18 protein-coding genes are annotated in these 23,305 nt (G+C 57.2%); 5 read left to right on the top strand and 13 right to left on the bottom strand.

Annotated features, from left to right (window positions below):
* Positions 1 to 24 precede the first annotated feature (24 nt).
* The gene (locus BLQ12_RS18190) at positions 25 to 225 is read right to left on the bottom strand and encodes a cold-shock protein (RefSeq protein ID WP_092212714.1); all 201 of its coding nucleotides are present in this window, start codon (positions 223 to 225) and stop codon (positions 25 to 27) included.
* Between the two features lie 571 nt (positions 226 to 796).
* Entirely contained in the window at positions 797 to 997 is a 201-nt protein-coding gene (locus tag BLQ12_RS18185; RefSeq protein ID WP_092212712.1) for a cold-shock protein, read from the bottom strand.
* Positions 998 to 1,525: 528 nt separating this feature from the next.
* Here BLQ12_RS18185 and BLQ12_RS18180 point away from each other — a divergent pair.
* Positions 1,526 to 2,128 carry a hypothetical protein gene (locus BLQ12_RS18180; RefSeq protein ID WP_092212710.1) on the top strand — a complete coding sequence of 201 codons (603 nt, stop codon included), beginning with the start codon at positions 1,526 to 1,528 and terminating at the stop codon, positions 2,126 to 2,128.
* Between the two features lie 308 nt (positions 2,129 to 2,436).
* Positions 2,437 to 3,801: an acetyl-CoA hydrolase/transferase family protein gene (locus BLQ12_RS18175; protein WP_175469918.1), complete on the top strand. Its 1,365-nt coding sequence runs from the start codon at positions 2,437 to 2,439 to the stop codon at positions 3,799 to 3,801.
* Between the two features lie 103 nt (positions 3,802 to 3,904).
* On the opposite strand, the gene BLQ12_RS18170 is transcribed toward BLQ12_RS18175, so the two are convergent.
* The 9 genes from BLQ12_RS18170 to BLQ12_RS18125 all read right to left on the bottom strand — a co-directional run bounded on the left by BLQ12_RS18170 (position 3,905) and on the right by BLQ12_RS18125 (position 14,914).
* Positions 3,905 to 5,059, bottom strand: a complete 1,155-nt coding sequence (locus BLQ12_RS18170) for a uroporphyrinogen decarboxylase family protein (RefSeq protein WP_175469917.1) — start codon at positions 5,057 to 5,059, stop codon at positions 3,905 to 3,907.
* A 634-nt stretch (positions 5,060 to 5,693) separates the two neighbouring features.
* Positions 5,694 to 6,992, bottom strand: a complete 1,299-nt coding sequence (locus BLQ12_RS18160) for an acetyl-CoA hydrolase/transferase family protein (RefSeq protein WP_092212704.1) — start codon at positions 6,990 to 6,992, stop codon at positions 5,694 to 5,696.
* A 9-nt stretch (positions 6,993 to 7,001) separates the two neighbouring features.
* Positions 7,002 to 7,349, bottom strand: a complete 348-nt coding sequence (locus BLQ12_RS18155; RefSeq protein ID WP_092212702.1) for a hypothetical protein — start codon at positions 7,347 to 7,349, stop codon at positions 7,002 to 7,004.
* The gene (locus BLQ12_RS18150; RefSeq protein ID WP_092212700.1) at positions 7,342 to 8,793 is read right to left on the bottom strand and encodes a 4-hydroxyphenylacetate 3-hydroxylase family protein; all 1,452 of its coding nucleotides are present in this window, start codon (positions 8,791 to 8,793) and stop codon (positions 7,342 to 7,344) included. Before BLQ12_RS18150 ends, BLQ12_RS18155 begins: the two co-directional genes overlap by 8 nt.
* A 150-nt stretch (positions 8,794 to 8,943) precedes the next feature.
* Positions 8,944 to 9,255, bottom strand: a complete 312-nt coding sequence (locus tag BLQ12_RS27095) for a hypothetical protein (protein ID WP_139164022.1) — start codon at positions 9,253 to 9,255, stop codon at positions 8,944 to 8,946.
* Between the two features lie 752 nt (positions 9,256 to 10,007).
* Entirely contained in the window at positions 10,008 to 10,367 is a 360-nt protein-coding gene (locus tag BLQ12_RS18140) for a hypothetical protein (RefSeq protein ID WP_092212696.1), read from the bottom strand.
* A 23-nt stretch (positions 10,368 to 10,390) separates the two neighbouring features.
* Entirely contained in the window at positions 10,391 to 11,101 is a 711-nt protein-coding gene (locus tag BLQ12_RS18135) for a nuclease-related domain-containing protein (RefSeq protein ID WP_092212694.1), read from the bottom strand.
* A gap of 108 nt (positions 11,102 to 11,209) precedes the next feature.
* Positions 11,210 to 12,643, bottom strand: a complete 1,434-nt coding sequence (locus BLQ12_RS18130) for a hypothetical protein (RefSeq protein ID WP_092212692.1) — start codon at positions 12,641 to 12,643, stop codon at positions 11,210 to 11,212.
* Between the two features lie 477 nt (positions 12,644 to 13,120).
* Positions 13,121 to 14,914, bottom strand: a complete 1,794-nt coding sequence (locus BLQ12_RS18125) for a sigma 54-interacting transcriptional regulator (protein WP_217640349.1) — start codon at positions 14,912 to 14,914, stop codon at positions 13,121 to 13,123.
* A 416-nt stretch (positions 14,915 to 15,330) separates the two neighbouring features.
* Between BLQ12_RS18125 and BLQ12_RS18120 the strand changes: the two genes are divergently transcribed.
* Positions 15,331 to 15,771, top strand: a complete 441-nt coding sequence (locus BLQ12_RS18120) for an acyl-CoA thioesterase (protein WP_092212690.1) — start codon at positions 15,331 to 15,333, stop codon at positions 15,769 to 15,771.
* A gap of 473 nt (positions 15,772 to 16,244) precedes the next feature.
* On the opposite strand, the gene BLQ12_RS18115 is transcribed toward BLQ12_RS18120, so the two are convergent.
* Complete coding sequence (locus tag BLQ12_RS18115; protein WP_092212688.1) at positions 16,245 to 17,525, bottom strand: 3-dehydroquinate synthase; 1,281 nt, start codon at positions 17,523 to 17,525, stop codon at positions 16,245 to 16,247.
* 458 nt (positions 17,526 to 17,983) lie between these two features.
* On the opposite strand from BLQ12_RS18115, the gene BLQ12_RS18110 reads away from it, so the two are divergent.
* Both BLQ12_RS18110 and BLQ12_RS18105 read left to right on the top strand, forming a co-directional pair.
* A complete protein-coding gene (locus tag BLQ12_RS18110) occupies positions 17,984 to 20,812 on the top strand; it encodes an FAD-binding and (Fe-S)-binding domain-containing protein (protein ID WP_092212686.1) in 2,829 nt (942 codons plus the stop codon).
* Positions 20,813 to 21,312: 500 nt separating this feature from the next.
* Positions 21,313 to 22,101: an alpha/beta fold hydrolase gene (locus BLQ12_RS18105; protein ID WP_092212684.1), complete on the top strand. Its 789-nt coding sequence runs from the start codon at positions 21,313 to 21,315 to the stop codon at positions 22,099 to 22,101.
* Between the two features lie 276 nt (positions 22,102 to 22,377).
* On the opposite strand, the gene BLQ12_RS18100 is transcribed toward BLQ12_RS18105, so the two are convergent.
* A complete protein-coding gene (locus BLQ12_RS18100; protein WP_092212682.1) occupies positions 22,378 to 23,199 on the bottom strand; it encodes an SDR family NAD(P)-dependent oxidoreductase in 822 nt (273 codons plus the stop codon).
* Positions 23,200 to 23,305: the final 106 nt, after the last annotated feature.

Below are 23,305 nucleotides of genomic sequence, written 5' to 3'. Positions count from 1 at the left end.
GAAGGGGGACAGCCTTTAAAATATCTACTGTACGGTTACGTTGACAGCAGCGGGACCTTTCTGGCCCTGCTCAATGTCAAAGCTAACGCGGTCGCCTTCGTTGAGGGTCTTGAAACCGGAGGCGTTGATGCCTGAGTGATGTACGAATACATCGGGACCGTTTTCCTGCTCAATGAAACCAAAACCTTTAGACTCGTTAAACCATTTTACAATTCCATTTACCATGGTGACTTTTCCTTACTTAGTATATTTTTGTTTTTTCGATACTTCAGGTCTGCCACTTGTAGAAATGGAAATTCCTTTAGATAACGAAACACTAAAGCCTCCGGTGAGGCACTGAGGACGTATACTCTACGAATTATCTCAATTGGTCAAGCCTTATTTTTAGTTTTTTGAAAACCGAGTGGTCTGCGCACGTGCCCGAAGGGCCGAATACGAGGCGATTTCCCCTGTGTGGAGGCGGGTTAAAGACTTTGAATTTAAGTGGTTTTTTGTAATTGATGGGCTTGGGCGTGGCCTCTTGTGGGCCTGGGTGACATACCGAAGCCATCGCGGGCTCCGTGGGTGAAATACTGACTCAAATGGCTCATGGCATGGGTTGTTCTGGGCAGAAGATGTGTTAGGGAAAGGGAGGTACAGTGCTCGGTATCCGGAAGGGGGAGAGGGGCGGTCCGGATAAACCACAGGGAACGACGGGCATCCATATAAAAAAAAGGCCCTCCGACTTGAAAAGTCGAAGGGCCTTAAATATGTCTAAAAACCAATCTGCCCCGAAGGGTAAAGGGTCTTTAAAGCTCTACTGTACGGTTACATTGACAGCAGCGGGACCTTTCTGGCCCTGCTCAATGTCAAAGCTAACGCGGTCGCCTTCATTGAGGGTTTTGAAGCCGGTGGCGTTGATGCCTGAGTGATGTACGAATACATCGGGACCGTTTTCCTGCTCAATAAAACCAAAACCTTTAGATTCGTTAAACCATTTTACAATTCCATTAGCCATTGTGACGTTTCCTTACTTTGTATATTTTTGTTTTTTTGTTCGATACTTCAGGTTCTGCCACTTCTTGAAATGGATATTCCTTAAGATAACGAAACACTAAAGCCTCCGGTGAGGCACTGGAAACGTATACTCTACGAATTCGCTCGATTGGTCAAGGCTTTTTTTAGTTTTTTTAAATAATTGGCCGTCGTAGGCCCCAAAAGGGCCCAATGCAGGGCCATGTTCACGGCAGGGTCTCTGGCGGAACGGCTTGATTATGTAAGTTTTTTTTGCCTGGGCTGCCGTTTGTACCCGTCCGGGTACCTGGCCCCATCGTCATCCCAGGCATGACGCGGACTTTTTCGCCCCGGGGGCGTGTTCTACCAGCAGAAATGCACCTTCCGTCAGGGCTGACGGGCTTCTAACTCCTGTTATCGCTTTGCAATAACTTGTTGAATTGTCGCGAATACCAGTGGTACGGTTCAGTTGCCTGTTTCGATAGCGATAACAATATTAACGACACAAGTACGCATGTAAAGGAGAGAAGACGTGAAAACCAAGGTACCTGCTTTTCTGATGGCCATCGCCCTTGCAGCCTTGATAACCCTTTCGGTTCCCATCCATGCCACAGCCGAGGGGAAGCAGGCTGCTCCCGCACCGGAGATGGGGCCCGGCTTTGAACTGGGCAGCGGCATGGTCACCACCGCAGAGGTTGTAGGGATCGATTACGCCGATCGTGTGCTCATGCTTTTGGGGCCCGAGGGCAACGTGGTCTATTATGAGGTGAGCGATGAGGCACGCAACTTTGATCAGATCGATATCGGGGACCGGGTCCGGGTGGAGTACTACGGCTCAGTGGCCCTGTACCTGGGCGATCACGGCCTGAAGCCCGCCGCTAACACCGGCCGGGTGACCGGCAGGGCGGCAAAGGGGGAGAAGCCCGCAGGGATTATGGTGGAGACCGTGGATGTCTCGGCCAAGATCAAGGCCATCGACAGGGAAAAGCGTACCGTCACCCTGGAGTTGCCGGACGGGCATGTGATGACCACGCGTGTCGACACCTCGGTGAAGACCTTCGATACCCTTCAGGTGGGGCATTCAATCCATGCCCGGTACACCGAGGCCATCGCTGTCTCCGTAGAGAAATCGTGACCCCGTCGGCGCCTGCCATGGGGCGTTCTGAATAAAAGATGTTACCGATTCGCAACACTTTGGTGTGGTTCAGACTCATCCCTTGATTGTCTCTTGTATTCAGCATGTTATCATTTTGCGGTGGTTGGGGTGTGGCGTAATAACCCCATCCACTGCGATGAACATATGTCTCGCCTAAAAATATCGTTCATGTATAAACCCCCTGTTAAATCAAATGATTACTAAAAATACTCGACGTTTGGCACAACTCCTGAAATGCCGAATAGTTGGTTGTATTTAATTATCATCACGAAAAATAAGGGGTACTTATGATCATCGATTTTACGAAGGATGAGTATAAAACGAAACTGGTATCAGCTGATGAGGCCGTCAAGGTGGTTAACAGCGGAGACTGGGTAGAGTATGCCTTCGGGGTGAATGCTCCCAATGAACTTGACGCCGCCCTTGCCAGACGAAAGGATGAGCTGGTGGGGGTTAATATTCGATGTGACATCGGCGCCATGCCCCACCACACAAACGATGCCGACCCCACCGGGGACCATTTTTACTGGAACAGCTGGCACTGCGGCGGCCTGGATCGCACGTATTATAAAAAGGGACTGCTCTCTTACGTGCCCATGAAGTTCCATGAGAAACCCTTTATGGTTCGCAACAACTGCACGGGTGCCAAGGTGTGCATGTTTACGGCCAGTCCCATGGACAGGCACGGGTATTTCAGCTTCGGCTCCGGTGCGCCTGCCACCATGGCCGCCATTGAGATGGCGGATTACGTGCTTGTGGAGGTCAACGAAAACTGCCCCAGGGTCCTTGGCGGGAACCAGGAGTGTGTTCATCTCTCCCAGGTGACCCATGTGGTTGAGAGCTCAAACGTGGCCCTTCCGACCCTGCCTGCAGCAAACCCCTCCCCCGAAGAGCAGAAAATCGCCTCCTATATTATTGAGAAGCTCTACGACGGCTGCTGCCTGCAGCTCGGGATCGGCGGGATCCCCAACGCTGTGGGAGCCATGGTTGCCAAATCAGATCTGAAAGACCTGGGCGTGCATACCGAAATGTACGTGGATGCGTACCTTGAAATGACCACGGCCGGGAAAATTACAGGAAAATACAAAAACATCGACAAGTACAAGCAGGTCTTCTCCTTTGCCATGGGCACCCAGGACCTCTACGATTTCATCGACGACAACCCCGGCGTCATCTCCTATTCGGTGGATTACACCAACAGCCCGGTGGTGGTGGCCAAGATCGACGACTTTGTCTCCATCAACGCCTGCATCGAGGTGGACATCTTCGGCCAGGTCTGCTCCGAGAGTGTGGGCACCAAGCATATCAGCGGCACCGGCGGCCAGCTCGACTTTGTGGAAGGGGCCTACAAATCCAAAAACGGCCAGAGCTTCATCTGCATGACCTCCACCTTCAACACCCCCAAAGGCCCGGTCTCCCGTATCAAGCCCACCCTGACCCCCGGGGCCATCGTCACCTCACCGCGTACCGCCACCCATATGATCGTTACGGAATACGGCATCGCCCAGATGAAGGGCAAGAGCACCTGGGAGCGGGCCGAAGCCCTTATCGGCATTGCACACCCCGACTTCCGGGAAACCCTGATCAAGGATGCCGAAGCCATGGGGATCTGGAGGTCATCCAACAAGAAGGGCTCCACCAAAGTTGCCTGACAAGTGCGGCGAGTACTAATGATGTAAGGTCTTGCTTCGGAACAGATTGAACGAGGCGGGTTCGGCGGAAGAGATGGGTTCATCTCTTCCGCCTTTCTTTTGGTCAGGAGGCGATGGGATACTGCCCCAGCTCAACGGCAGATTCCAGCATGGCGATGACGTTTTCAGGCGGCACGTCGGACTGCATGTTGTGGACGGAGCCCAGGATGTAACCGCCGCCGGGGGCCAGGTCACCGATGCGTTTGGCCACTTCGTTGCGGACGTCCCGGACGCTGCCGTTGGGGAGGACCTCAAAGGTGTCGATACCGCCCCAGAAGGAGAGTTGCTTGCCGTAGCGCTTTTTCAGGTTGTCCGTCTCCATACCCGTGGCGGATACCTGGATGGGGTTGAGGATGTCGACCCCCACCTCAATGAGGTCGTCCAGGAGGGTGGTGACCGCCCCGCAGCTGTGGTAGTAGAGCTTGGCCTTGGTCATGCCCTTGATGTAGCCGAAGAGTTCGGCCTGGTAGGGCTTGATGAACTCCCGGTACATGGGCAGGGACATGAAGGGAGCGTTTTGCATGGCCAGGTCGTCGGCGCATTGAAACACGTCGATGAACTCACCGGCCTCTTCAAGGAAAAGGCGGGCGTTCTCCTTTCTCACATCGCAGACCTTGCGCATCAGGGCGTGGGCAAAATCCTTGCGGCTCATCATGTCCATGAAAAATTCGGGCATGCCCCGCAGGTACCAGCTCTGGTCAAAGAGGTTCCCGGCGTTGCCCATGCAGCCCACCACCGCATATTCCCCTTCATCGTGGAGTTTTTTTGCCTCTTCCCGGACCCCACTGAAATCAAAATCTTTGGTTGTGTCGGGCCAGGGGTAGGCTTCCAGGGCATCCAGGGTGGGGTTTTTCAGGTTGTATTCGTAGATGGTGGCGTACTCACCGTCCACTTTTCGCTTTACGCCCCACTGATCCGTAAAGATCTCACAGCCGTCTTCGGCGAACTCTCTGGGTTTGTTACTGCCCAGCACCGCGACATTGCGGGGCCGTACCTGGCGGAAATCCGCACCGAATTTTTGCAGGAAATACTCATCGACATAGGCGGTCTGCCACACCTTGGACATGACCTGGGTGGGGATCTCTTCTTTTCCGAGCTTTTTTTTAAACGCCTCATATCCGCTGAGCATCAAGGTGGTGTTGCGGCCTCCCAGGTCAATGGGGACCCGGTCCGGCTCTTCGTGGTTCAGGGCGGTGAGTGCGCGTTCTTTATGGTTCATGTCCAGCTCCTTTGTCCCACTTAAGTGGGATCGCATGCGTGAAGAGTTAACCCGTGGCGCTAACGATGGTGGCATACACTCCTTATCGTGTCAATATGATATGGGATCATTTCGCCACGATCCCATATAGTGAGATAAGCGGTTATTGGATGGGGAGCGCACGGAAGCAAAAGGGCATGTCAGACGTCCAGAAAGCGTGACACAAAATGGGGCGGGAAAACTTTGGGGAGAATACTCGAAACGTCGGGGCTGGAGCCGTGTGGGGGGGTATCGATGGCGCTACAAAAATGAAAGATGCGGGTTGATTTTCATGAAGATGGGCGCGATGGGGATCATGTATACGGGGGAAAGGGATGGCGTTTTTTTCATTGATGTTTTCCTCGCCGAGACGCCGGGAATTTATTTTTTCTATCACCTATCACCTATCACCTGTTTTTATTCTGCCATCCGGCCCGCCCCGTCTGATGTGGGAGCGTACGGGGCGGGCCGGCGGCAAGAATGTTGAAGGCTTTTCGGCAATGGCTTTGATTCGGAGCAGGCCTTAAGGCCCGGCTCCGGCAGCGTTGATGGAGGGATCAACGCCGCCGGAGCCAAGGGAGGCACTCAAGGGTGAGATATGAAATCAAAGGCGTCCTTATTTATCTCTGTAGATCTCCTCAAATTCATACCAGAGGGTGTCTCGGAACTCGGGGGCAGAGATGTCAATAAGGGCTTTGGCCCTCTGTTCCAGGGTTTTCCCTGTCAGGTGGGCGAGGCCGTGCTCGGTGACGATGTAGTCCACATCGTTTCGCGAGGTGGTGACGGCCTGGCCCGGAGCCAGGGTACTGACGATTCGTGACATGGTTCCTTTTTTCGCCGTGGCGGGCATGGCGATGATGCTGCGGCCGTTTTTCGACCGCCGGGCACCGCGGACAAAGTCCACCTGGCCGCCCGGTCCGGAAAATTGTCGGGCCCCCATGCTGTCCGCTGCCACCTGACCTAAGAGGTCCACGGCGATGGCGGAGTTGATGGAGACCATGTTGTCGTTTTTGGAGACGATAAAGGGATCGTTGACGTAATCCACGGGGTGCATCTCCACCATGGAGTTGTTGTCCAGCCACTGGTAGAAGGACTGGCTGCCCATGGCAAAGGTGATGATGATCTTACCCGGGTGCAGCTGCTTGCGACGGCAGGTGATGACGCCTTTCTCCACCAGGTTCATCACCCCGTCTGAGATCATCTCCGAGTGGATGCTTAAGTCTTTCTTTTCGTCCAGGAAGGTGAGGACAGCATCGGGGATGGCGCCGATGCCGAGCTGCAGGCAGTCTCCGTCTTCAATGAGCCCGGCCACATGGGAGCCGATGGCTTTTTCCACGTCCCCGATGCGGGGCAGGGGAAGCTCGATCATCTGCCGGTCGCTCTTGACGAAAAAATCGATGTCGGAGGCGTGGAGAAATGCGTTGCCGCCGATGGTGGGCATATGGGGGGAGACTTCCGCGATGACGATTTTTGCCGACAGGGCCGCTTCCAGGGTGTAATCCACGGAGATTCCGAGGCTCATGTTGCCCATTTTGTCCGGCTCGGACACGGTGATGAGGGCCACATCCACGGGCAGGTGCCCGTTTCTGAACAGAAGGGGGATTTCGCTGAAATAGCAGGCCGTAAAATCCGCCCGGCCTTCGGCAATGGCCTTGCGGGACCCGCCCCCTGCAAAGATGGAGTTGTGCCGGAAATTCTTCTCGTATTCCGGCAGGCAGTACGCGCTTTTGCCCATGGAGACCATGTGGACGATCTCGACATTTTCAAGTTCGTCGGCCCGATCCACCAGGGCGTCTAAAATGGGTTCGGGGGAGCCGCAGGCGTGGCCTGCCACCACCCGGTTTCCCGATTCAATTTTCTTTGCAGCCTCTTCAAGGGTGATCTGCCGGTTTTCGTAATGTGCGTTCCAGTTCATGTGCTCTCCTCATCCAACCACTGAGAGTGTGCTTCCGGCCAGGTCACGGCTCGGTTCTGATCGTATGTCGTCGATAAAGCGGCGGGCGTCGGTCTCGGAGCGGATCCTGAGAACGGGCAGGGGACAAAAGTCCCGGGTCTCCACACAGCAGGTGGGGCAGCCCGCCACAATGAGTACGGCCTCCAGGCGTTCCGCGTCCGGGGAGAGCAGGGTGACCAGGTCATGGAGTTCCCGTTCAATGGCCTTTACCTGCGCAACCCGGTCGTAGCGGGGGGCGCACCCCCCGCAGTACTTGAGACCGATACGCCTCGGCAGTGACTGGGGGCCGCTTGCGGCCCCCTCCTGCGATTTATTCATCGTCCTTTGTGATGCCGCACAGGCGCTTGGCCACTTTCTGCTTCTCTTTGAGGTTGACCTGACGGGAGATCATGATGCGCTGAGCCTGGGGTGAACCGGCTCCGTGCATGGACTCGGTGAGGTAGCCCACGGCGGCGGTGCCCAGGGTGAGGTTTTCGATGAGGCGCAGCATGCGCATGCGGTCTTCGGTGTCCACCTCGTCGTTGCCCTTGAAGTACTTTTTCACCCACTTGCCCACTTCAGGAGAGCGGTAATCGTCTTCGGAAGGCAGGGTCACCATGAGGCCCCCTGCGATGTCCTGGGCGAGCCTGGAGATCTCGTAGGGGAAACGGGTGACGTTCTGCTTGCAGACGTTGGCAAGGAGGGTGTTGACGAGGAAGGTGCCGGACTTTTCTTTGTGGCCTTCGGCCGCACAGGCCACGGAGCCGCAGAAGAGGGTCTCGTTTAAGTGGTTCATCTCGATGATCTTGTCTTTGACGTGGGAGGCCTTCTGGGCGCCGTTGAACTCGGCGATGGTCTGGGTGGCGCCGATGAGGACGTCGCCCACGCCCGCTTTACAGGCATAGCTCTGGCGGTGGTAGGAGGCGAACTGCTCCACGAGCTGACCTGCGAAATCCCACTCCTTGTACATGAAGAGACGGTCCCAGGGGACAAAGACGTCTTCGAAGACCACCAGGGCCTCGTGTCCGCCGTACAGGACGTTGCCTCGGTCGATGTTGCCGTTTTCAAGCTTTCGGGTGTCGCAGGACTGACGGCCCATGATGTAGGTGATCCCCTCGGCGTCGCTGGGCAGGGCAAAGCTGATGGCGTAGTCCTTGTCCTCTTCCCGCATGGAGATGGTGGGCATGATGATGATCTCATGGGAGTTCACCGCGCCGGTCTGGTGGGCCTTGGCGCCCCGGACCACGATGCCGTCTTCCCGTTCTTCCACCACATGGAGGAACATGTCGGGGTCTGGCTGCTTGTGGGGAGGCAGGCTGCGATCGCCCTTGGGGTCGGTCATGGCGCCGTCGCAGACCAGGTCGTTTTCCTGGACAAACTCAAGGTAGGCAAGGAAGCGCTTGTTGTACTCGGTGCCGTACTTGGCATCGATATCAAAGGTGGTCATGGACAGGGCGTTCATGGCGTCCATGCCCACGCAGCGCTGGAAGCAGCAGCCGGTGATGGAGCCCAGGAGGCGGCACATCTTGGTTTTTTTCACCAGGTCTTCGGTGCTCTGGTGGATATGGGTGAAACGGTTGATTTTTTTGCCGGTGATGTGGCTGGTGGCCGTCATCAGGTCTTCGTACTCGGGCTTGTGTGCGCAGTCATAGGTGGCGGCGACGGCATTCATGGAGGGGCGAATGATGGGATCGTCCACGACATTTTCTACTTTTTTGCCGAACTGGTAGACGTTCAGATTGAGTTCTCTCAAACTTGCTTCATATTCCGCTGCGGTTTTCATATCGCATACTCCTTGTTCTAACTTCATGGATGGAACGTCCCGACATCAGGGCGTTAACAAGAGATTGAATGGGGTGAAAGCCGGCCATCCAAAATGACTGTTGAGAGATATTCCAAGAAGCATGCCATGAAGTAATTTTTTGTGGGAAAATTACTGGTTATTTTTATATTGCTCGGAAAAACAAGGGGATACGGGTGTCGCTATCAATAATGAATCATCGACCTCGGGGTTGCGGGCTGTTTCCCGAAAGGCTGCCCAGCGATGCGCTGCGGCATCGCACACACAGGCCCACGAAGGGAAATCATATGCAAACAGCAGGTTGGATGGGAGATGCAGGGGTGCATTGTGATGCGCTGATGCATCAGAGGGGGCATGGCTTTTTCGTAAATGGGGATTGGCGTGTTTAGTGTATTGAATTTTATGGGTGAATTGCAGGTTGGAGGGGCCGCGGACATGGTGCATAAAATGCACCCTACGGGGTGTGGGGATGCGGGCGGGTTATGTGGATTGGGGGGACGTCGGGGCCGTAGGGTGCGTTCTACGCACCAAAACGAAAACCGCCAGTGCCCTGTGCCGATACGCGGCATGACAGCCGCCAGCGCTGCGGACTTTCTCGTGATGCGTAGTACCCTGAATTTTAATGGTAAATTGAAGGATTGCGGTGCCGCGTACATGGTGCATAAAATGCACCCTACGGGGTGTGGGGACGCGGGCAGGTTATGAAGGCTGGGGGGATGCCGGGGCCCGTAGGGTGCGTTCTACGCACCAAAACGAAAGCCGCCAGTGCCCTGAGCGGATATGCGGCATGACGGCCGCCTGCGCTGCGGATTTTCTCGTGGATGTGTAGCTCACTGAATTTTAAAGGTGAATTGGCGGGTGGCGGTGCCTCGGACATGGTGCATAAAATGCACCCTACGGGGTGTGGGGACGCGGGCAGGTTTATGTAGATTGGGGAGACGCCGGGGCCCGCAGGGTGCGTTCTACGCACCAAAATGAAAGCCGCCGGTGCCCTGAGCGGATACGCGGCATGACGGCTGCTGGTGCTGCGGATTTTTATGGGGGAGGTTTGACGGGTTAGGAAAAGCTGGGTGCGATACGCTTGTAAGGGGGCGTGTTACATACACAAAAAAACGAAAACCGGCTTGACAGGCCTTGAAGAATCTTCTTTCGTCCTATGTCCTATGTCCTATGTCCTATGTCCTATGTCCTATGTCCTATGTCCTATGTCCTTGCTTTATCACCGACACCCCCATGGCAAGGGTGGTGATGAGAAAGAGAGCCAGGGAAGCCAGGGTAACCATGAGGTGGGAGCCCGGGGGCTGTTCGCTCAATGTGGCGGCGGTACCGGCGCAGAAAAGGACCATGATCAGGGAGACGAGGGCGCACCCGGCGGCACCGCTTCTTTTTTCGGAGAGGGCCAGGGTAAAGGAGAGGAGCATGAGGGTGATCTTGATGAGGGACAGGCCGTGGAGGACAAAGATGCCGTGGCCCAGGTCCAGGGCCCAGGCCGCGGTGAGGGCGACCAGGGCAATTTTACGGGAGCGGGTGAGCTGGATGTGACGAAGGCTGTTCATGGGCAGATCCCTCCTTTTGCAAATCAGGCGGTGTAGCGTTTGAGGATGTAGGCGGCAATGGAGTCCACCAGCTCTTCGGAGAGGGTCTCTTTGCGGCCCGTCTCGATGAAGGGGGCAAGGTGTTTGGCCTCCACGAGCATGATGCCGTCCACAGCCTTTGTCCGGCTCGGGTACTGGGAGTGGGGCACGATGACGGGCACAGGCATTACCTCCTGGCTCCAGCCCTTGCGAATGACAATGTTCAGGAGATGGCAGACGCGCCAGGTGCTGGTGCAGAGGCTGTCCAGCAGCGCGGGGCCTGCGTGCAGGAGGTTTTCCTCGACCCGGAGTTCGCCCTCTTTGCGAACCCGTCCCATGACAAAGATGCCCCAGGGAGAGATGACAAGATGGTCGATGCGAAAGAGCTCCACGGTGAGGTTGTTGAAGACGTAGCAGTGATCGGAAAGCGTTTCGAGGTGGGCGATGGCGGCCTCTTCTTCGACCACAGCCTCTTTAAACCGGTCCTTTTTGAAAAGCATGGTCAGGGCAAGGGGGTTGGAGCGAAAGGAGACAAAACCGATGATGGCGGCGCAGACAACCGTGATGGCAACGATGGGGCCCAGCTCGGCCATGGGGTCATCGGAAAAGGCGATCATCATCCCGGCAAGGACCACGGTGACGGTTCCCATGAGAAAGAGGTGGCGGGTGACGGTTTGCTTGAGCCCGTCAACGGGACTTCCTTGAATGTAAGCCATGGCGTGAACTCCTTGTCGCTTGTGGGTGCCGGTTTGTGGCGTCGCTTCGCTCCGCGCCTGGTCGGGCACAAAGCGAAGCGACGTCCTTCGGTTAGGTGAAAGAGCGCGTTAGGCGACGTTGCCCAGGTGCTCTTCGACTTCTTTGCTGATCTTGTCCGGAGAGTCCCCGGGGAAGATGGGCTCTTCTTTGATGTAGGCTTTGCGTTTGTCTCCGCCCAGATAGATCAGGGCGCACATGACAATGGCAGCCCCCAGGCCCCAGGCAGCCCCGCGAGTGGCCACGATGGCGCCGGTGACACCTGCGATACCCAGGTCGTTGAAGGACCGGGACTTAAGGACACCGATACGGACGCTGACATAACCCTGGATGAGCATGGTGGAGGCCAGGCCGATGCCCAGGATGGGCTTCACCGCCGACACGATGGGGGCCAGAAAGTAGCCGGTCCAGGTTCCGAAACGGAAGGAGGCCGCGCCGCCGCTGATGGAGTCCATGGCTTCCGGTCCGTGCTTGTAGCGTTCGCACAGGACCACCTGCATGGCTGCCCAGAGGGGGCCGCACATGGAGATATCCGGGCCGATGACGCTCATGATGGTGTTACGGACGCCGAAGATGATGTGGGAGCGGTTGGGGTTGTAGTCGATGTCTTCATCGGGGCGGTATTTCTGGGCATCGTCTAAAAGGGCCTGGCTCTGGATGACGTCGCCGAAGATGACGAGGTAGGCACTGATTACCATGGGAATACTGGAGAGAAACATGTGGCCCGAGGGCAGGGGAATGTTTCCGAGGATGGTAAAATCCCTGAAGAGTGTCGTAAAATCAGGTGAGGTGATGATTTCGCCGGTGAAGGTGGGCCAGGAGAGCTCGCCGGTGAGGGGCCCGACAAACACGGCCAGGGCCAGGGTGGGCATCATGCCGAGGTTGGCAAGGTAGAAGAAAAACTTGTTTTTGGTCCGAAGGCTCTTGAAGTGCTCTGAAAACAGGAGATAGAAGGCAAGGCCCACGCAGATGACAACGGTCCAGGGGAAGTTGTCGAAGCTTTTCAGTCCGTTGCCGGGCTTAAAGACGATCATGACGGCGGCAAAACCGGCCCCCAGCACAATGCCGGACTGCATGGCGTTGGGGATGATGGCCACAAACTTCTTGGCCAGGCCTGAAGCCCCCAGGAACACACAGAAAACCCCGAACATCATCTCAAAGGCGATGAGGCACTGCATCCGTTCCACCCCTGGAGCAAAGGTCTCCACATAGGCGATGAGCAGGGGAATGGCCGGTGTGACCCATCCGGGGACCACCGGGTCGCCGAAGGTGACGTGGGCAAGGTAAAGGGTGCCGTTCATGATGACGATGGCCAGGGCCACCTCAAAGGACATCCCCAGCTTGCCGGTAAGAACAGGAATAATGGCCAGGCAGACAGTGCACATCAACAGTCCCTGAAGGTAATCCGGCCATTCGAAACGGTAGTGAATAAAGGGCAGCCTCAGCGTTAGGGGGCCCATGGCGATCCCTGATTGCTTGCCACCGTGCTCGCGGTATTTACTCATGCTTCATTCTCCTTCCAACATCGTACGTTCAGTGCTCTGGACAACGGCAAGGTATGTGTTCCCTGCAAACCACCGGGGCCGCCTGCTAAAACGGAGCGTTCAGGCGTGGACCCGACGAGGAATTCACCTGCCGTCGACCGATCATGACCGGCTTTCGATGGTGGTATTCCGCAAGGAGCATGCCAATCTGTCAGAATGACTTACTCCGGTGGTAAAAATGGCCGTGCACTGCCCGGCGGGCTCTTTGCGTGTCCAATGTTTACAGGGCTTACGGCCATCACGACGTTAGAAGGATGTTTGGCGGAGGACAGGAGCTGACGAAGCGGAGACTCGGTACACCGGCGATGCATGGCGGCATCACCGGTGGGCGGAATAAGGGGTGGTTGTTTCTGTAACATGCCTGAATACTTCTTTAAGCGGTGTGTAATGGCGAGGTGATGCCCAGGGGCATCACCGGAATGCATCCATGCATCGGGATCAGGCCCCTTCAGAGCGCAGCCCGTAGCGGGAGGCCTTGCGGACCACCGTGGACTGGTTGATTCCCAGGGCGTCTGCCGCCTTGCGGGTGGTGCCGTGGGTTTTCAGGGCCTCCTCTATTGCCCGGGCCTCCACCTCTTCCAGGATCTCCTTCAGGGGTTTGCCCGTGAGGCAGGGCAGGCTCCCTTTTCCGTCGGGGTGACGGATGGAGTCGGGGATGTCCGAGGCGCAGATCAGCTCTCCGGGGGTGATCACCACCAGGCGTTCGATGACGTTTTCCAGCTCGCGTACGTTCCCGGGCCATGCGTGGGTGGTGAGGATGTCCACGGCTTCGGGGTCGATCCGTTTTGCAAAGTCAAAGCGCTTGTTGTACTTGGCCAGGAAGTGGCGGATCATGGGAACGATGGCTTCGGACCGTTCCCGAAGCGGGGGGATGTGAATGGGAACCACGTTGAGCCGGAAGAAGAGGTCCTTGCGAAAACCCTTCTCCTGAACCATCTTTTCCAGGTCCCGGTTGGTTGCGGCGATGATGCGTACGTTGACGGTGATGGGCCGGGTGTCTCCGATACGGGTGATCTCTTTTTCCTGAATTACCCGCAGGAGCTTGCTCTGCAGGGGCAGGGACATCTCGCCGACCTCATCCATGAAGATGGAGCCGTTGTCGGCGGCCTCAAAGAGACCGGCCTTGCCTTTTCGGGAGGCCCCGGTAAAGGATCCGGGGGTGTAGCCGAAGAGTTCGGCTTCAAGGAGGGCTTCCGGGATGGAGGCGCAGTTGATCTTGATGAAGGGCTTGTCTTTGCGTTTGCCGTTGGCGTGGACCATCTCAGCCACCATCTCTTTGCCCACCCCGGATTCCCCCTGGATGAGCACCGTGGAGTCCACCTGGGCAATGCGCATGGCCAGGGCCTTGATCTCCAGCATTTTCTTGGACCGGACCACGTACTGGCCGTCCCCCTGCTCCTGGCGCAGGCTGTTGATCTCCACCTCGTAGTGGGAGCGCAAGGTCTGCATGGAGCAGAGCTCGTGCTGCAGGCGGTTGAGCTGGGTGACGTCGCGGACGTTGGTCACCACCCGCGCGATGGTTCCCTCCTTGTCCAGGACAGGGGTGCCGGTGACCATGATGGTCTTGCCGTTTTTGACCTCCTGGAACACGGACTCCGGCTGCTTGCTCTTCAGGACCTTTAAGGTCACCGATTCGCTGTAGTAGCCCTTTTTGACGAGTTCCGTCATGGCCTTGCCCATGATCTCGGACCGCTTGATGCCGGTGAGGCGCTCGTAGGCACGGTTGAGTCGGGTGACCTTGCCGTTGCCGTCGGTGACAAAGATGCCGTCGAAGGAGGACTCGATGATGGCCTGGAGCTCTTCGTTGGTGTCGCTGGAGTGCCTCAGCTCATTGCTCAGGGCTTCGATACCGGAGATATCCTGGAGAAGGGCCATGGCCCCCACCACGTTGCCGTCGTTGATGATGGGGGTTCGGTTGGCAAGGTAGGTTTTACCGGCGATGCGGATCTTTTTGGCGGCCTCGGTTTTTCCGGTTTCCACGATGTGGGTGAGCCGGGTTTCCGGGATGACCGAGGCGATGGGCGTTCCGATGACATCGTCCCGGGAGCGTCCCACCACCTGGGTGAAGGTTTGGTTGCACAGCACGATTCGGCTGCGGCTGTCGACCCCCACCACGGGGTTGTGGATGGAGTCCATAAGCACAATGATCTGTGCCGAGATGTTCTGCATGAGGTTCTGGAAAAATGATGCGCCAGCATCGCGTCGGGCCTCGGGGTGGGTCTGTTCCTTCATACAACCTCTCTCCACCTGCAACAAACCGGGATCTTTTCCAAGGGGCACGCCTTTTGGGCCGCATCAACGTTGATGGGGTACCCCTCATCGCACCAGGCTCGAAAAATGTCCGGGCTTGGTTCACCTGGATCATCTGGTCACACGGCGGCACACCGTCGTACTGCCTGTGATATTGGAAATCCATGGGATGCCATGGGTGTGTCTGGAAAACATGATGTGTTGTAACAGGCAAAAGATGACGGGATCAATCCTTTTCTGAGGGCAGGGAACAGGGGGCTGGCGGTCGCGGTTTCAGGTTTCTTTTTCGGATGTTTTCGGCTATCACTGTGGTCCTGCAGCGTTTTAGATAGAAAAAAAACACGTGTCCGAAGGGCCCGCATGGGTCGTGTTTCGAGATACTTTGCACAGGATGTATTATGCCTCGTATGAAACTTGCGTTGGAAAAAGAGTACCCGTTCACCTGCGAGATCCAGGTCCGGGTCGGTGACCTGAATTACGGTGGTCATGTGGGAAATTCAGAGATGGTGGGGATCCTCCATGACGCCCGGGTGGCGCTTTTTCGGGCCATGGGGGTCCATGAAGGGGACCTTGGGGACGGGAAGACCGGCATCGTCATGGATGACCTGATCGTGAATTTTCGGGCCGAGGCCTTCCTCGGCGACATCCTCACCGTCGGATGTGCCTTCGGTGAGGTCGGAGAGGCGGGGTTCCGGATCCACTACCACGTGACCGGCGCCGGAAAAACCGTGGCCGTGGCGGAGACAGGGCTCGTGGCCTTTAACTACGCGTCCCGGAGCATCGCGTTTTTACCCTCGGCATTTAAAGAGCGTGCCAGGGCCATGGGCAGCGGCGACTGACCCGGATATGTCATGGGAAAACGACCAGGCCAAACCAATAAGATATTATTGCAAATGGTTATTTGAGAATATGTAGATATTTCGTAACTATTCAGCTCAAAAAAACAGCCTCCGGCGGCAAGGTGTGCCACCTTGAAAGCAGGTTGCGGATGCGTTTTGCCCCTCGTTCCTCGGGGCAAATCACATCCGCCGTTAAAGTAATATTCATTCAAGGAGTCTTTTTAAGACCTGTTTGTTAAATTTTTTAAACGTTTAGCCCCCGGCAGGGCCGCCGGAGGCATAACCTGAATAGTTACGATATTTCAAGAATGCAAAATGTGATTTCCGTTTTCGGCTCGTTTTTCAGCCGAGCGCACCCATCTTTGCGCTATCAGAGCGTTGAGGCAGAACGCTGCATCCGCAGTTCTGATGCCTTGACTATGGGCGCACTCGACTCGTGAAATATCCGGGCTAACCGCCACTCCGGCTGCGCGTTACTCCCTGGTCATGCCCTCATGCATCATGCTGGTTTCCTTTGGTTGCTTTCCAGGGCTCACCACAAAAATGCGCCGTTCGTCGGAGATCTCTTTTCTGGCGAACCCCCGCAGCACCCCAACCCCCTTTTCAAAGGCTTTAAAATCCAGGTGGGACTCCGCCTTGAGGACGCCGATGCCATCGGGCACCATGAGAGCGGCCCCGGCCCCGGAGGCGTTTTGAAGGGAGCGGGCCAGCACCGCTGTCAGCTCCGGAATCCCCTTGTCGTTTCTGGCCTCCAGGAACCGGTTCCACACGGGGAGCCCGCAGGTCATGAGCCCGTGGATCAGTTTCGAAAAATCCTCCTCGGAAAGGGAACCCGTGTGGCGGGCATAGCTTGCGTTCAAGGCGATGCCCACGGACAGGGCGTGTCCATGGGGGAGCTTGTACCCTGAACAGGTCTCCAGCCAGTGGGCCACCCGGCAACCGAGGCTGGTGCCTTCGCTTGCCCCGTCGAGGATGGGGTCGGTTGAGGCCCGGACCCGGTCGAGGTGCAGGGTGGCGGTCTTATGGACGACCTTTTCCACGGTGGCCGGATCGTTCTGGCGCAGTTTCCGGGCCTTTCTCACCAGGTAGGAGAAAAAGTCCGGGTCGGCGGACAGGGCCATCTTGAACGCTTCGGCCATGCCGCTGATGTGATGCTCAAAGGGCAGGGTCTTGAGCAGGGAAAAATCGATGAACACCGCGTAGGGCGGAGCCGCGATGCCGGAGAAATTTTTAATCCCGCGTGTGTTCATGTACCGCATGGTCCCGACACCGGCAGCACATTGAGAGAGGGTGGAGGTGGGCACGTTGACTGTCTTGATGCCACCCCGGCACTGGGCAAGGGCTGCACCGGTCGCATCCAGAAAAGCGCCGCCCCCCACCACGAACACCAGGCTCTCCTGGCAGAGACCGTGAGCATGGGCGATGGTTGCGGTCTCTTCCACCATGCGCTGGCTGTTTTTCACGGCCTCTCCGCCACACATGATAAAGGGGGCGTGGCACAGCTCAAAAAAGGGATGCTCTTTTTGAAAATGGCGGATGATCTGCTTGATCAAATTGCGGTTGCGAGCCACCACACCCGAATCCACGAGGATGGCACATCGCACGGGGGCATCGTGCCCCATTTTTGTCAGGGTCCGGCGAATGGTCTGATTGGTGCCGGTAAACAGATTGTTCGTAAAACAAACGGGATAACTGTGGTGCGTATGAAATTCCTGGGTGTAGGTGGGAAAAACCTGAAAACGGTTGCGAGTCATCAAAACCTCCCTTGAAAGGGTTGTTGTGATTGTGTATCGGGAACAATAATCTGTGGTCGGAAAAAACGATGAGAATCAGGAATAACAGTGTTGTCGAAGGCTCACCATAGGTGTGGGCAACTCCTTGGAGCAAAAAATCACAAAAAACATAGCATATTCATTTCTTGATGACAATTTGTGAATGTGAATCCTTCAGGAGGATTGACAGCGACGGATTGCGGCCCTGCGATGCCGCGAAATGACTCCGCTTTTTCCGTAACACCCCGGCAATGCAGATGGATTTGCGGGATATGCGTTGACACCAAATGGCGGGTTACCCATAATGGTAAAAAAGATGCCGCGGCTGTTCTGGCGGATATGCACCATTCCTTTCTCTCGTTTTATCATTCCCATCGCTTTGCATTCCCTTCAACGCTTCGGTGATTTTCATCCCCAGTAAAAATCAGCGAGGACCCGCCATGCTGACAAAAGAGTATAAAGCCTTTTTGCGATCCATGAAGCAGGTGATCCCTCCGGAACGGATCACCACCGATCCCCTTTACACCCTGGCCTACGGCACGGACGCCAGTTTTTACCGCATGGTGCCGAAAATCGTGATCACCGTGGAAGAGGAGATGGAGGTGGTGAGGATCCTTCGGGAAGCCGGGGCCCGCAACGTGCCCGTCACCTTTCGCGCCGCCGGGACCAGCCTCTCGGGCCAGGCCGTCACCGACTCCATCCTCGTGAGGCTGGGGGCCACCTGGCAGGGGTGTGCTATTTTTGATAACGCAGGGAAAGTAAGGCTCCAGCCCGGGGTCATCGGCAGCTGGGCCAACAGCAGGCTGGCGCAGTTCGGCAAAAAGATCGGGCCGGACCCCGCCTCCATCGACACCGCCCAGATCGGGGGGATCGTCGCCAACAACGCCAGCGGCATGTGCTGCGGGGTTTCGGAGAACAGCTACAAAACCATCGCGGATATCCGGGCGGTGTTTTACGACGGCACGGTGCTTGACACGGAAGACGACGCCAGCCGCAGCCGGTTTAAAGAGGAGCACCCGGAGATGCTCAAAGGGATCTGCGACATGCGCGATGCGGTGAAGGCCAACCCGCCCCTTGCCGACAGGATCCGCCTCAAGTTCAAGATCAAAAACACCACGGGCTACAGCCTCAACGCCCTGGTGGATTTCGAGGACCCCTTCGAGATCATCAAGCACCTCCTGGTGGGATCGGAGGGGACCCTGGGGTTTATCTCGTCGGTGACGTACCACACGGTGGTGGAGCATCCCCACAAGGCCTCGGCCCTTCTCCTGTTTCCCGACATCGAGACCGCCTGCAGGGCAACGGTGGTTTTGAAACAGCAGCCCGTGGCCGCCGTGGAGCTGATGGACCGGGCGGCCCTTCGGTCTGTGGAGGACAAAGAGGGCATGCCCGAGGCCATCAAGGGCCTTGCCGAGGGCGTCACCGCCCTCTTGGTGGAGACCCGGGCCGAAACCCGGGAGACCCTTGCCGCCCAAGTGAGTGCCGTTACGGCCTCCCTGGCCGATCTCACCCAGGTGGTTCCCACGGTGTTTACCCCGGACCCGGAGGAGTTCACGCGCCTCTGGGCCATTCGCAAAGGGCTGTTTCCGGCTGTGGGGGCCGTGCGGGAGACCGGCACCACGGTGATCATCGAAGACGTGGCCTTTCCCATGGACACCCTGGCCTCGGCCACCCTGGAGCTGCAGGCCCTCTTTGAAAAATACCGGTACGACGAGGCGATCATCTTCGGGCACGCCCTGGAGGGCAACCTTCACTTTGTGTTCACCCAGGCCTTTGAAGAGCAGTCCGAGATCGATCGCTACCGGGATTTTATGGATGAGGTGGCCACCATGGTGGTGAGGACCTACGACGGCTCCCTCAAGGCGGAGCACGGCACCGGTCGCAACATGGCTCCGTACGTGGAGATGGAGTGGGGCAAGGAGGCCTATGGCCTCATGCGGGAGATCAAAAACCTGTTCGACCCGGAAGGCATCTTAAACCCCGGGGTGATTCTAAACGGAGACCCCCAGGCCCACATCAAGAACCTGAAACCCATGCCCGCAGCCGACGAGATCGTGGACAAATGCATCGAGTGCGGCTTCTGCGAGCCTGTCTGCCCCTCCAGGAACCTGACCTTTACCCCCCGGCATCGCATCACGGCCTGGCGGGAAGCAAAGCGCCTTGAAAACGATAAGGGTGCCCGGAAATGGAAGAGGGCGTATCACTACCCGGCCCTTGAGACCTGCGCGGCAGACGGCCTGTGTGCCCAGCGATGCCCGGTGGGGATTAACACCGGCAGCTTCACCAAAAAGCAGCGCGCCGAGACCACCGGAAAGATAGGAAACCGCACCGCCTCCCTTCTGGCCGATCATTACGGCGGAACGACCCGTACCGTGCGGGCAGGGCTCAAAGGGGCCCATATGGTTCACAAGCTTGCCGGGGACGGCATCATGGAGGCTGTGGCCATGCATGCCCACCGCCTCTCCCTGAACACTCTGCCCATGTGGAACCGGGCTCTTCCCGATGCGGCCAGAAAAATGAGAAAGCTGAACGGGAAATCCCTGAATCCCCTGAAGGTTGTCTACTTTCCTTCATGCATCAGTCGAAGCTTCGGGGCCGCCCTGCAGATGGAGGACAAAAGGCCCTTGGGGGACGTCACCCTCTCTGTCCTTGAAAAGGCAGGCTACGATGTCATCATCCCGGAAGGGATCAGCACCCTCTGCTGCGGACTCCCCTTTGCCAGCAAGGGCTATACCCGCCAGGCCGATAAAAAAGCCGCCGAGCTGGAAAAAGCCCTCATGGCCGCAAGCCGGGACGGCGAGTATCCCATCCTTGCGGATACCAGCCCCTGCCTGTACCACATGAAAGAGACCCTTTCCGAATCCCTTACCCTGTACGAGCCCGTGGCCTTTATCCTGGAGTTCTTGAAAAAACGTCTCATCTTTAACCGCAGCGACGACAGGATCGCCATCCATGCCACCTGCACTACCCTGAAACTGGGCCTTGAGGGCAAGCTCAAGGAGCTGGCCGAACTCTGCGCTGACCGGGTGGTTGTTCCGGAAAACATCAACTGCTGCGGCTTTGCCGGAGACCGGGGCTTCAGCGTCCCCGAGCTCAACGAGGCCGCATTGGACGGTCTCAAGGACCAGGTGGCCGGTTGCCGCGAGGGTTTCTCCACCAGCCGCACCTGTGAGATCGGCCTCTCCCTGCACGGCGGCATCAACTATTCATCCATCCTCTACCTTGTGGACCGGTGCACGGAGCGTATTGTGCAGACGAGGGAGATGTAGGGGAGGGCATAGGTGATAGGAGAATAGGCACGGCTCAGACAAAAAAAAAATGGACAAGTCAACCATAAATGCCTCAGAGCTTTAACCCGAGGAACGAGGTTTAAAGCTCTGAGGCAAGCAGCTTTTTAAGGTGGCTCACCTTGTCGCCGGAGGCAGCCAAGTTAAAGATGCTTCCGGCGGCCCTGCCGGGGGCCAAACGTTTGAAAAGTTTGACAAACAGCTGTGTAGCACGATGCCCTCACCATGCCTTGAATGAAAGGCGAATGTGATTTTCCCTGAGGAACGAAGGGGAAAGCGCATTTGCAAGCAGCTTTCGAGGTGGCACACCTCGCCGCCGGAGGCATTGCTTTTGTTTTTTCTGAGCCCCCTTGACCCTGTGATCCATCCGACTTTAGCCAAGAAGGCATCACTTTTGTATGTTTTTTCAGCCCGTGATATGGGTAGTTCCTGTATTACGGGCTGTTTTGCGTCTGAGGATTCCATGGAAAGGTTTGAACGGTATGGAAAACGTAAGAAAATACGGGAAGGCACCCTTTGAGGTGGCGGTTGTACATGGCGGGCCGGGCGGGGCAGGGGAGATGGCCCCGGTGGCCCGGGAGCTCTCAAGGGAGTGGGGCGTTCTGGAGCCGCTTCAGACGGCCCGGAGCCTGGAAGGACAGGTGGAGGAACTCTTTGCCGCCCTGTCGAACCATGCCCCCGGCCCGGTGGCCCTCATCGGGTTTTCCTGGGGGGCCTGGCTGAGCGTCATCCTGGCCTCACGGCACCCGGAGCTTGTCAGCCGGTTGATCCTGGTGGGGAGCGGGCCCTTCCGCGAAGCCGATGCCGCAGGCATTGACGCGGTGCGCATGGGGCGGCTGACCTCCGATGAACAGGCCGAGGTAAAGCGATTGATGCCGGATCTCAAGGATCCGTCGGAGCGTGTCCGCAACGAGGTGTTCAGCCGCTTCGGCCGGATCTTCTCCAGGGCCGATGCCTTTCATCCCATCCACGATGACACGGATGACATCTTCTGCTCCGCCGACATCTTCAACGCGGTGTGGCCCGAGGCCGCCGAGTGGCGCCGAAACGGCTCGCTGCTGTCTGCGGCCTCCGCCCTTGCCTGTCCGGTAACCGCCATCCACGGCGACTACGACCCCCATCCGGCCGAGGGCGTGCGGGTCCCCCTTGCAAAAGCCCTTGCCGATTTCAGGTTTGTCCTCCTGACGCACTGCGGCCACAAACCCTGGATGGAAATGGAGGCCAGGGCCCCCTTTTACGAATGCCTGAAAAGAAGCCTCCGGCGGCCCTGACGGGGACTAAGCGTCTAAAAAGTTCAACAAACAGGCCTTAAAAAAACAGGCTCCGACTCCATGTGAGATGCCGCCAGATTATGTGACGTGTGTCATCCACGGTTTGATTTTGCATATCGGCAAGGCGGAGCCCGCAGCAAATGCCATTGCGATTTGCCCTGAGGAACGAAGGGCGAAGCGCAATGGCAACCAGCTTTCGAGGTGGCACACCTCGCCGCCGGAGGCATGGTTTTGTTTTTTTTGTGTTTCACCCTTTCCTGATCACAAGAAGGCTGCTTAATTCAGCTTGAATTTTTTCATCAAGATGGCATCGCGTCGCCGCGTGGGCACCCATTTCTTGAGGAAGGGGAGCAGGGTGCTGTGGGTGCCGAGGCGGATGACGGGGGGGATGTTTTTTCGAAGGAGGAGGGCCGTGAGCTTTTCGGCGAATTGGTCCAGGGGCATGGCGCTCTCCTGGGAGATGCGGGTGCGCCGGACGATGGCATCCATGGACGGGGCGTAGTGGTTGAGGTTCCGCGTGGTTTCTTTGAGTTGTGCCTCGGCGTTGGCGGAAAAGCGGGAGGCGATGCCCCCGGGCTGCACGGTCACCACCTGGATGCCGAAGGGGGCCAGTTCCAGGCGCAGGGCGTCGCTCACGGTGTGAAAGGCGGCCTTGCTGGCGGCATAGGCACCGGAAAACGGGGTGGGCAGGATCCCGGAGACGCTTCCGATGTTGATGATATGTCCTGCGCCGCCCTCGATCATGGAGGGGACAACCGCCTGGATCATGGCCACCTGACCGAAGAGGTTGGCTTCGAACTGCCTTCTCAGCTCATCCACGGGAATTTCCGCCATGGGGCCCATGGCGCCGTATCCGGCGTTGTTGATCAGCATGTCCACGTGGGTTTCGCGGCTGAGGATGTGGTCCACGGCTGCGGTGACGGATGCCTGATCCGTCAGGTCCAGGGCCACGGGCTGGGCCCCCAAGGAGATCAGTTGGGCCAGGGCTTCGCGTTTGCGGGCCGTGGCGTAGACGGTCCATCCTGCCTTCAGGAAATTCTGGGCCAGGGCTTTGCCGATGCCCGATGAACATCCGGTGATGCATGCAATCCGTTTCATGTCACTGTGCCTCCCGGCTGGGAATGGGAAAAAGAAAGGGAAGGGGGTGCGGTTGTTTGTTCTTGATGGTAACAAAGTTCACGTATGGATACAATCATCTTGACAC

Source organism: Desulfoluna spongiiphila (assembly GCF_900101345.1).
Classification (GTDB): domain Bacteria; phylum Desulfobacterota; class Desulfobacteria; order Desulfobacterales; family Desulfolunaceae; genus Desulfoluna; species Desulfoluna spongiiphila.
This window is presented reverse-complemented; position numbering and strand designations above follow the sequence as displayed.

Excerpts from the sequence above, each read along its gene's own strand:
- BLQ12_RS18190 (WP_092212714.1), bottom strand. The coding sequence starts at position 225 with ATGGTAAATGGAATTGTAAAATGGTTTAACGAGTCTAAAGGTTTTGGT.
- BLQ12_RS18185 (WP_092212712.1), bottom strand. The coding sequence starts at position 997 with ATGGCTAATGGAATTGTAAAATGGTTTAACGAATCTAAAGGTTTTGGT.
- BLQ12_RS18175 (WP_175469918.1), top strand. The coding sequence starts at position 2,437 with ATGATCATCGATTTTACGAAGGATGAGTATAAAACGAAACTGGTATCA.
- BLQ12_RS18170 (WP_175469917.1), bottom strand. The coding sequence starts at position 5,059 with ATGAACCATAAAGAACGCGCACTCACCGCCCTGAACCACGAAGAGCCG.
- BLQ12_RS18160 (WP_092212704.1), bottom strand. The coding sequence starts at position 6,992 with ATGAACTGGAACGCACATTACGAAAACCGGCAGATCACCCTTGAAGAG.
- BLQ12_RS18155 (WP_092212702.1), bottom strand. The coding sequence starts at position 7,349 with ATGAATAAATCGCAGGAGGGGGCCGCAAGCGGCCCCCAGTCACTGCCG.
- BLQ12_RS18150 (WP_092212700.1), bottom strand. The coding sequence starts at position 8,793 with ATGAAAACCGCAGCGGAATATGAAGCAAGTTTGAGAGAACTCAATCTG.
- BLQ12_RS27095 (WP_139164022.1), bottom strand. The coding sequence starts at position 9,255 with ATGCACCATGTCCGCGGCCCCTCCAACCTGCAATTCACCCATAAAATT.
- BLQ12_RS18140 (WP_092212696.1), bottom strand. The coding sequence starts at position 10,367 with ATGAACAGCCTTCGTCACATCCAGCTCACCCGCTCCCGTAAAATTGCC.
- BLQ12_RS18135 (WP_092212694.1), bottom strand. The coding sequence starts at position 11,101 with ATGGCTTACATTCAAGGAAGTCCCGTTGACGGGCTCAAGCAAACCGTC.
- BLQ12_RS18130 (WP_092212692.1), bottom strand. The coding sequence starts at position 12,643 with ATGAGTAAATACCGCGAGCACGGTGGCAAGCAATCAGGGATCGCCATG.
- BLQ12_RS18125 (WP_217640349.1), bottom strand. The coding sequence starts at position 14,914 with ATGAAGGAACAGACCCACCCCGAGGCCCGACGCGATGCTGGCGCATCA.
- BLQ12_RS18120 (WP_092212690.1), top strand. The coding sequence starts at position 15,331 with ATGCCTCGTATGAAACTTGCGTTGGAAAAAGAGTACCCGTTCACCTGC.
- BLQ12_RS18115 (WP_092212688.1), bottom strand. The coding sequence starts at position 17,525 with ATGACTCGCAACCGTTTTCAGGTTTTTCCCACCTACACCCAGGAATTT.
- BLQ12_RS18110 (WP_092212686.1), top strand. The coding sequence starts at position 17,984 with ATGCTGACAAAAGAGTATAAAGCCTTTTTGCGATCCATGAAGCAGGTG.
- BLQ12_RS18105 (WP_092212684.1), top strand. The coding sequence starts at position 21,313 with ATGGAAAACGTAAGAAAATACGGGAAGGCACCCTTTGAGGTGGCGGTT.
- BLQ12_RS18100 (WP_092212682.1), bottom strand. The coding sequence starts at position 23,199 with ATGAAACGGATTGCATGCATCACCGGATGTTCATCGGGCATCGGCAAA.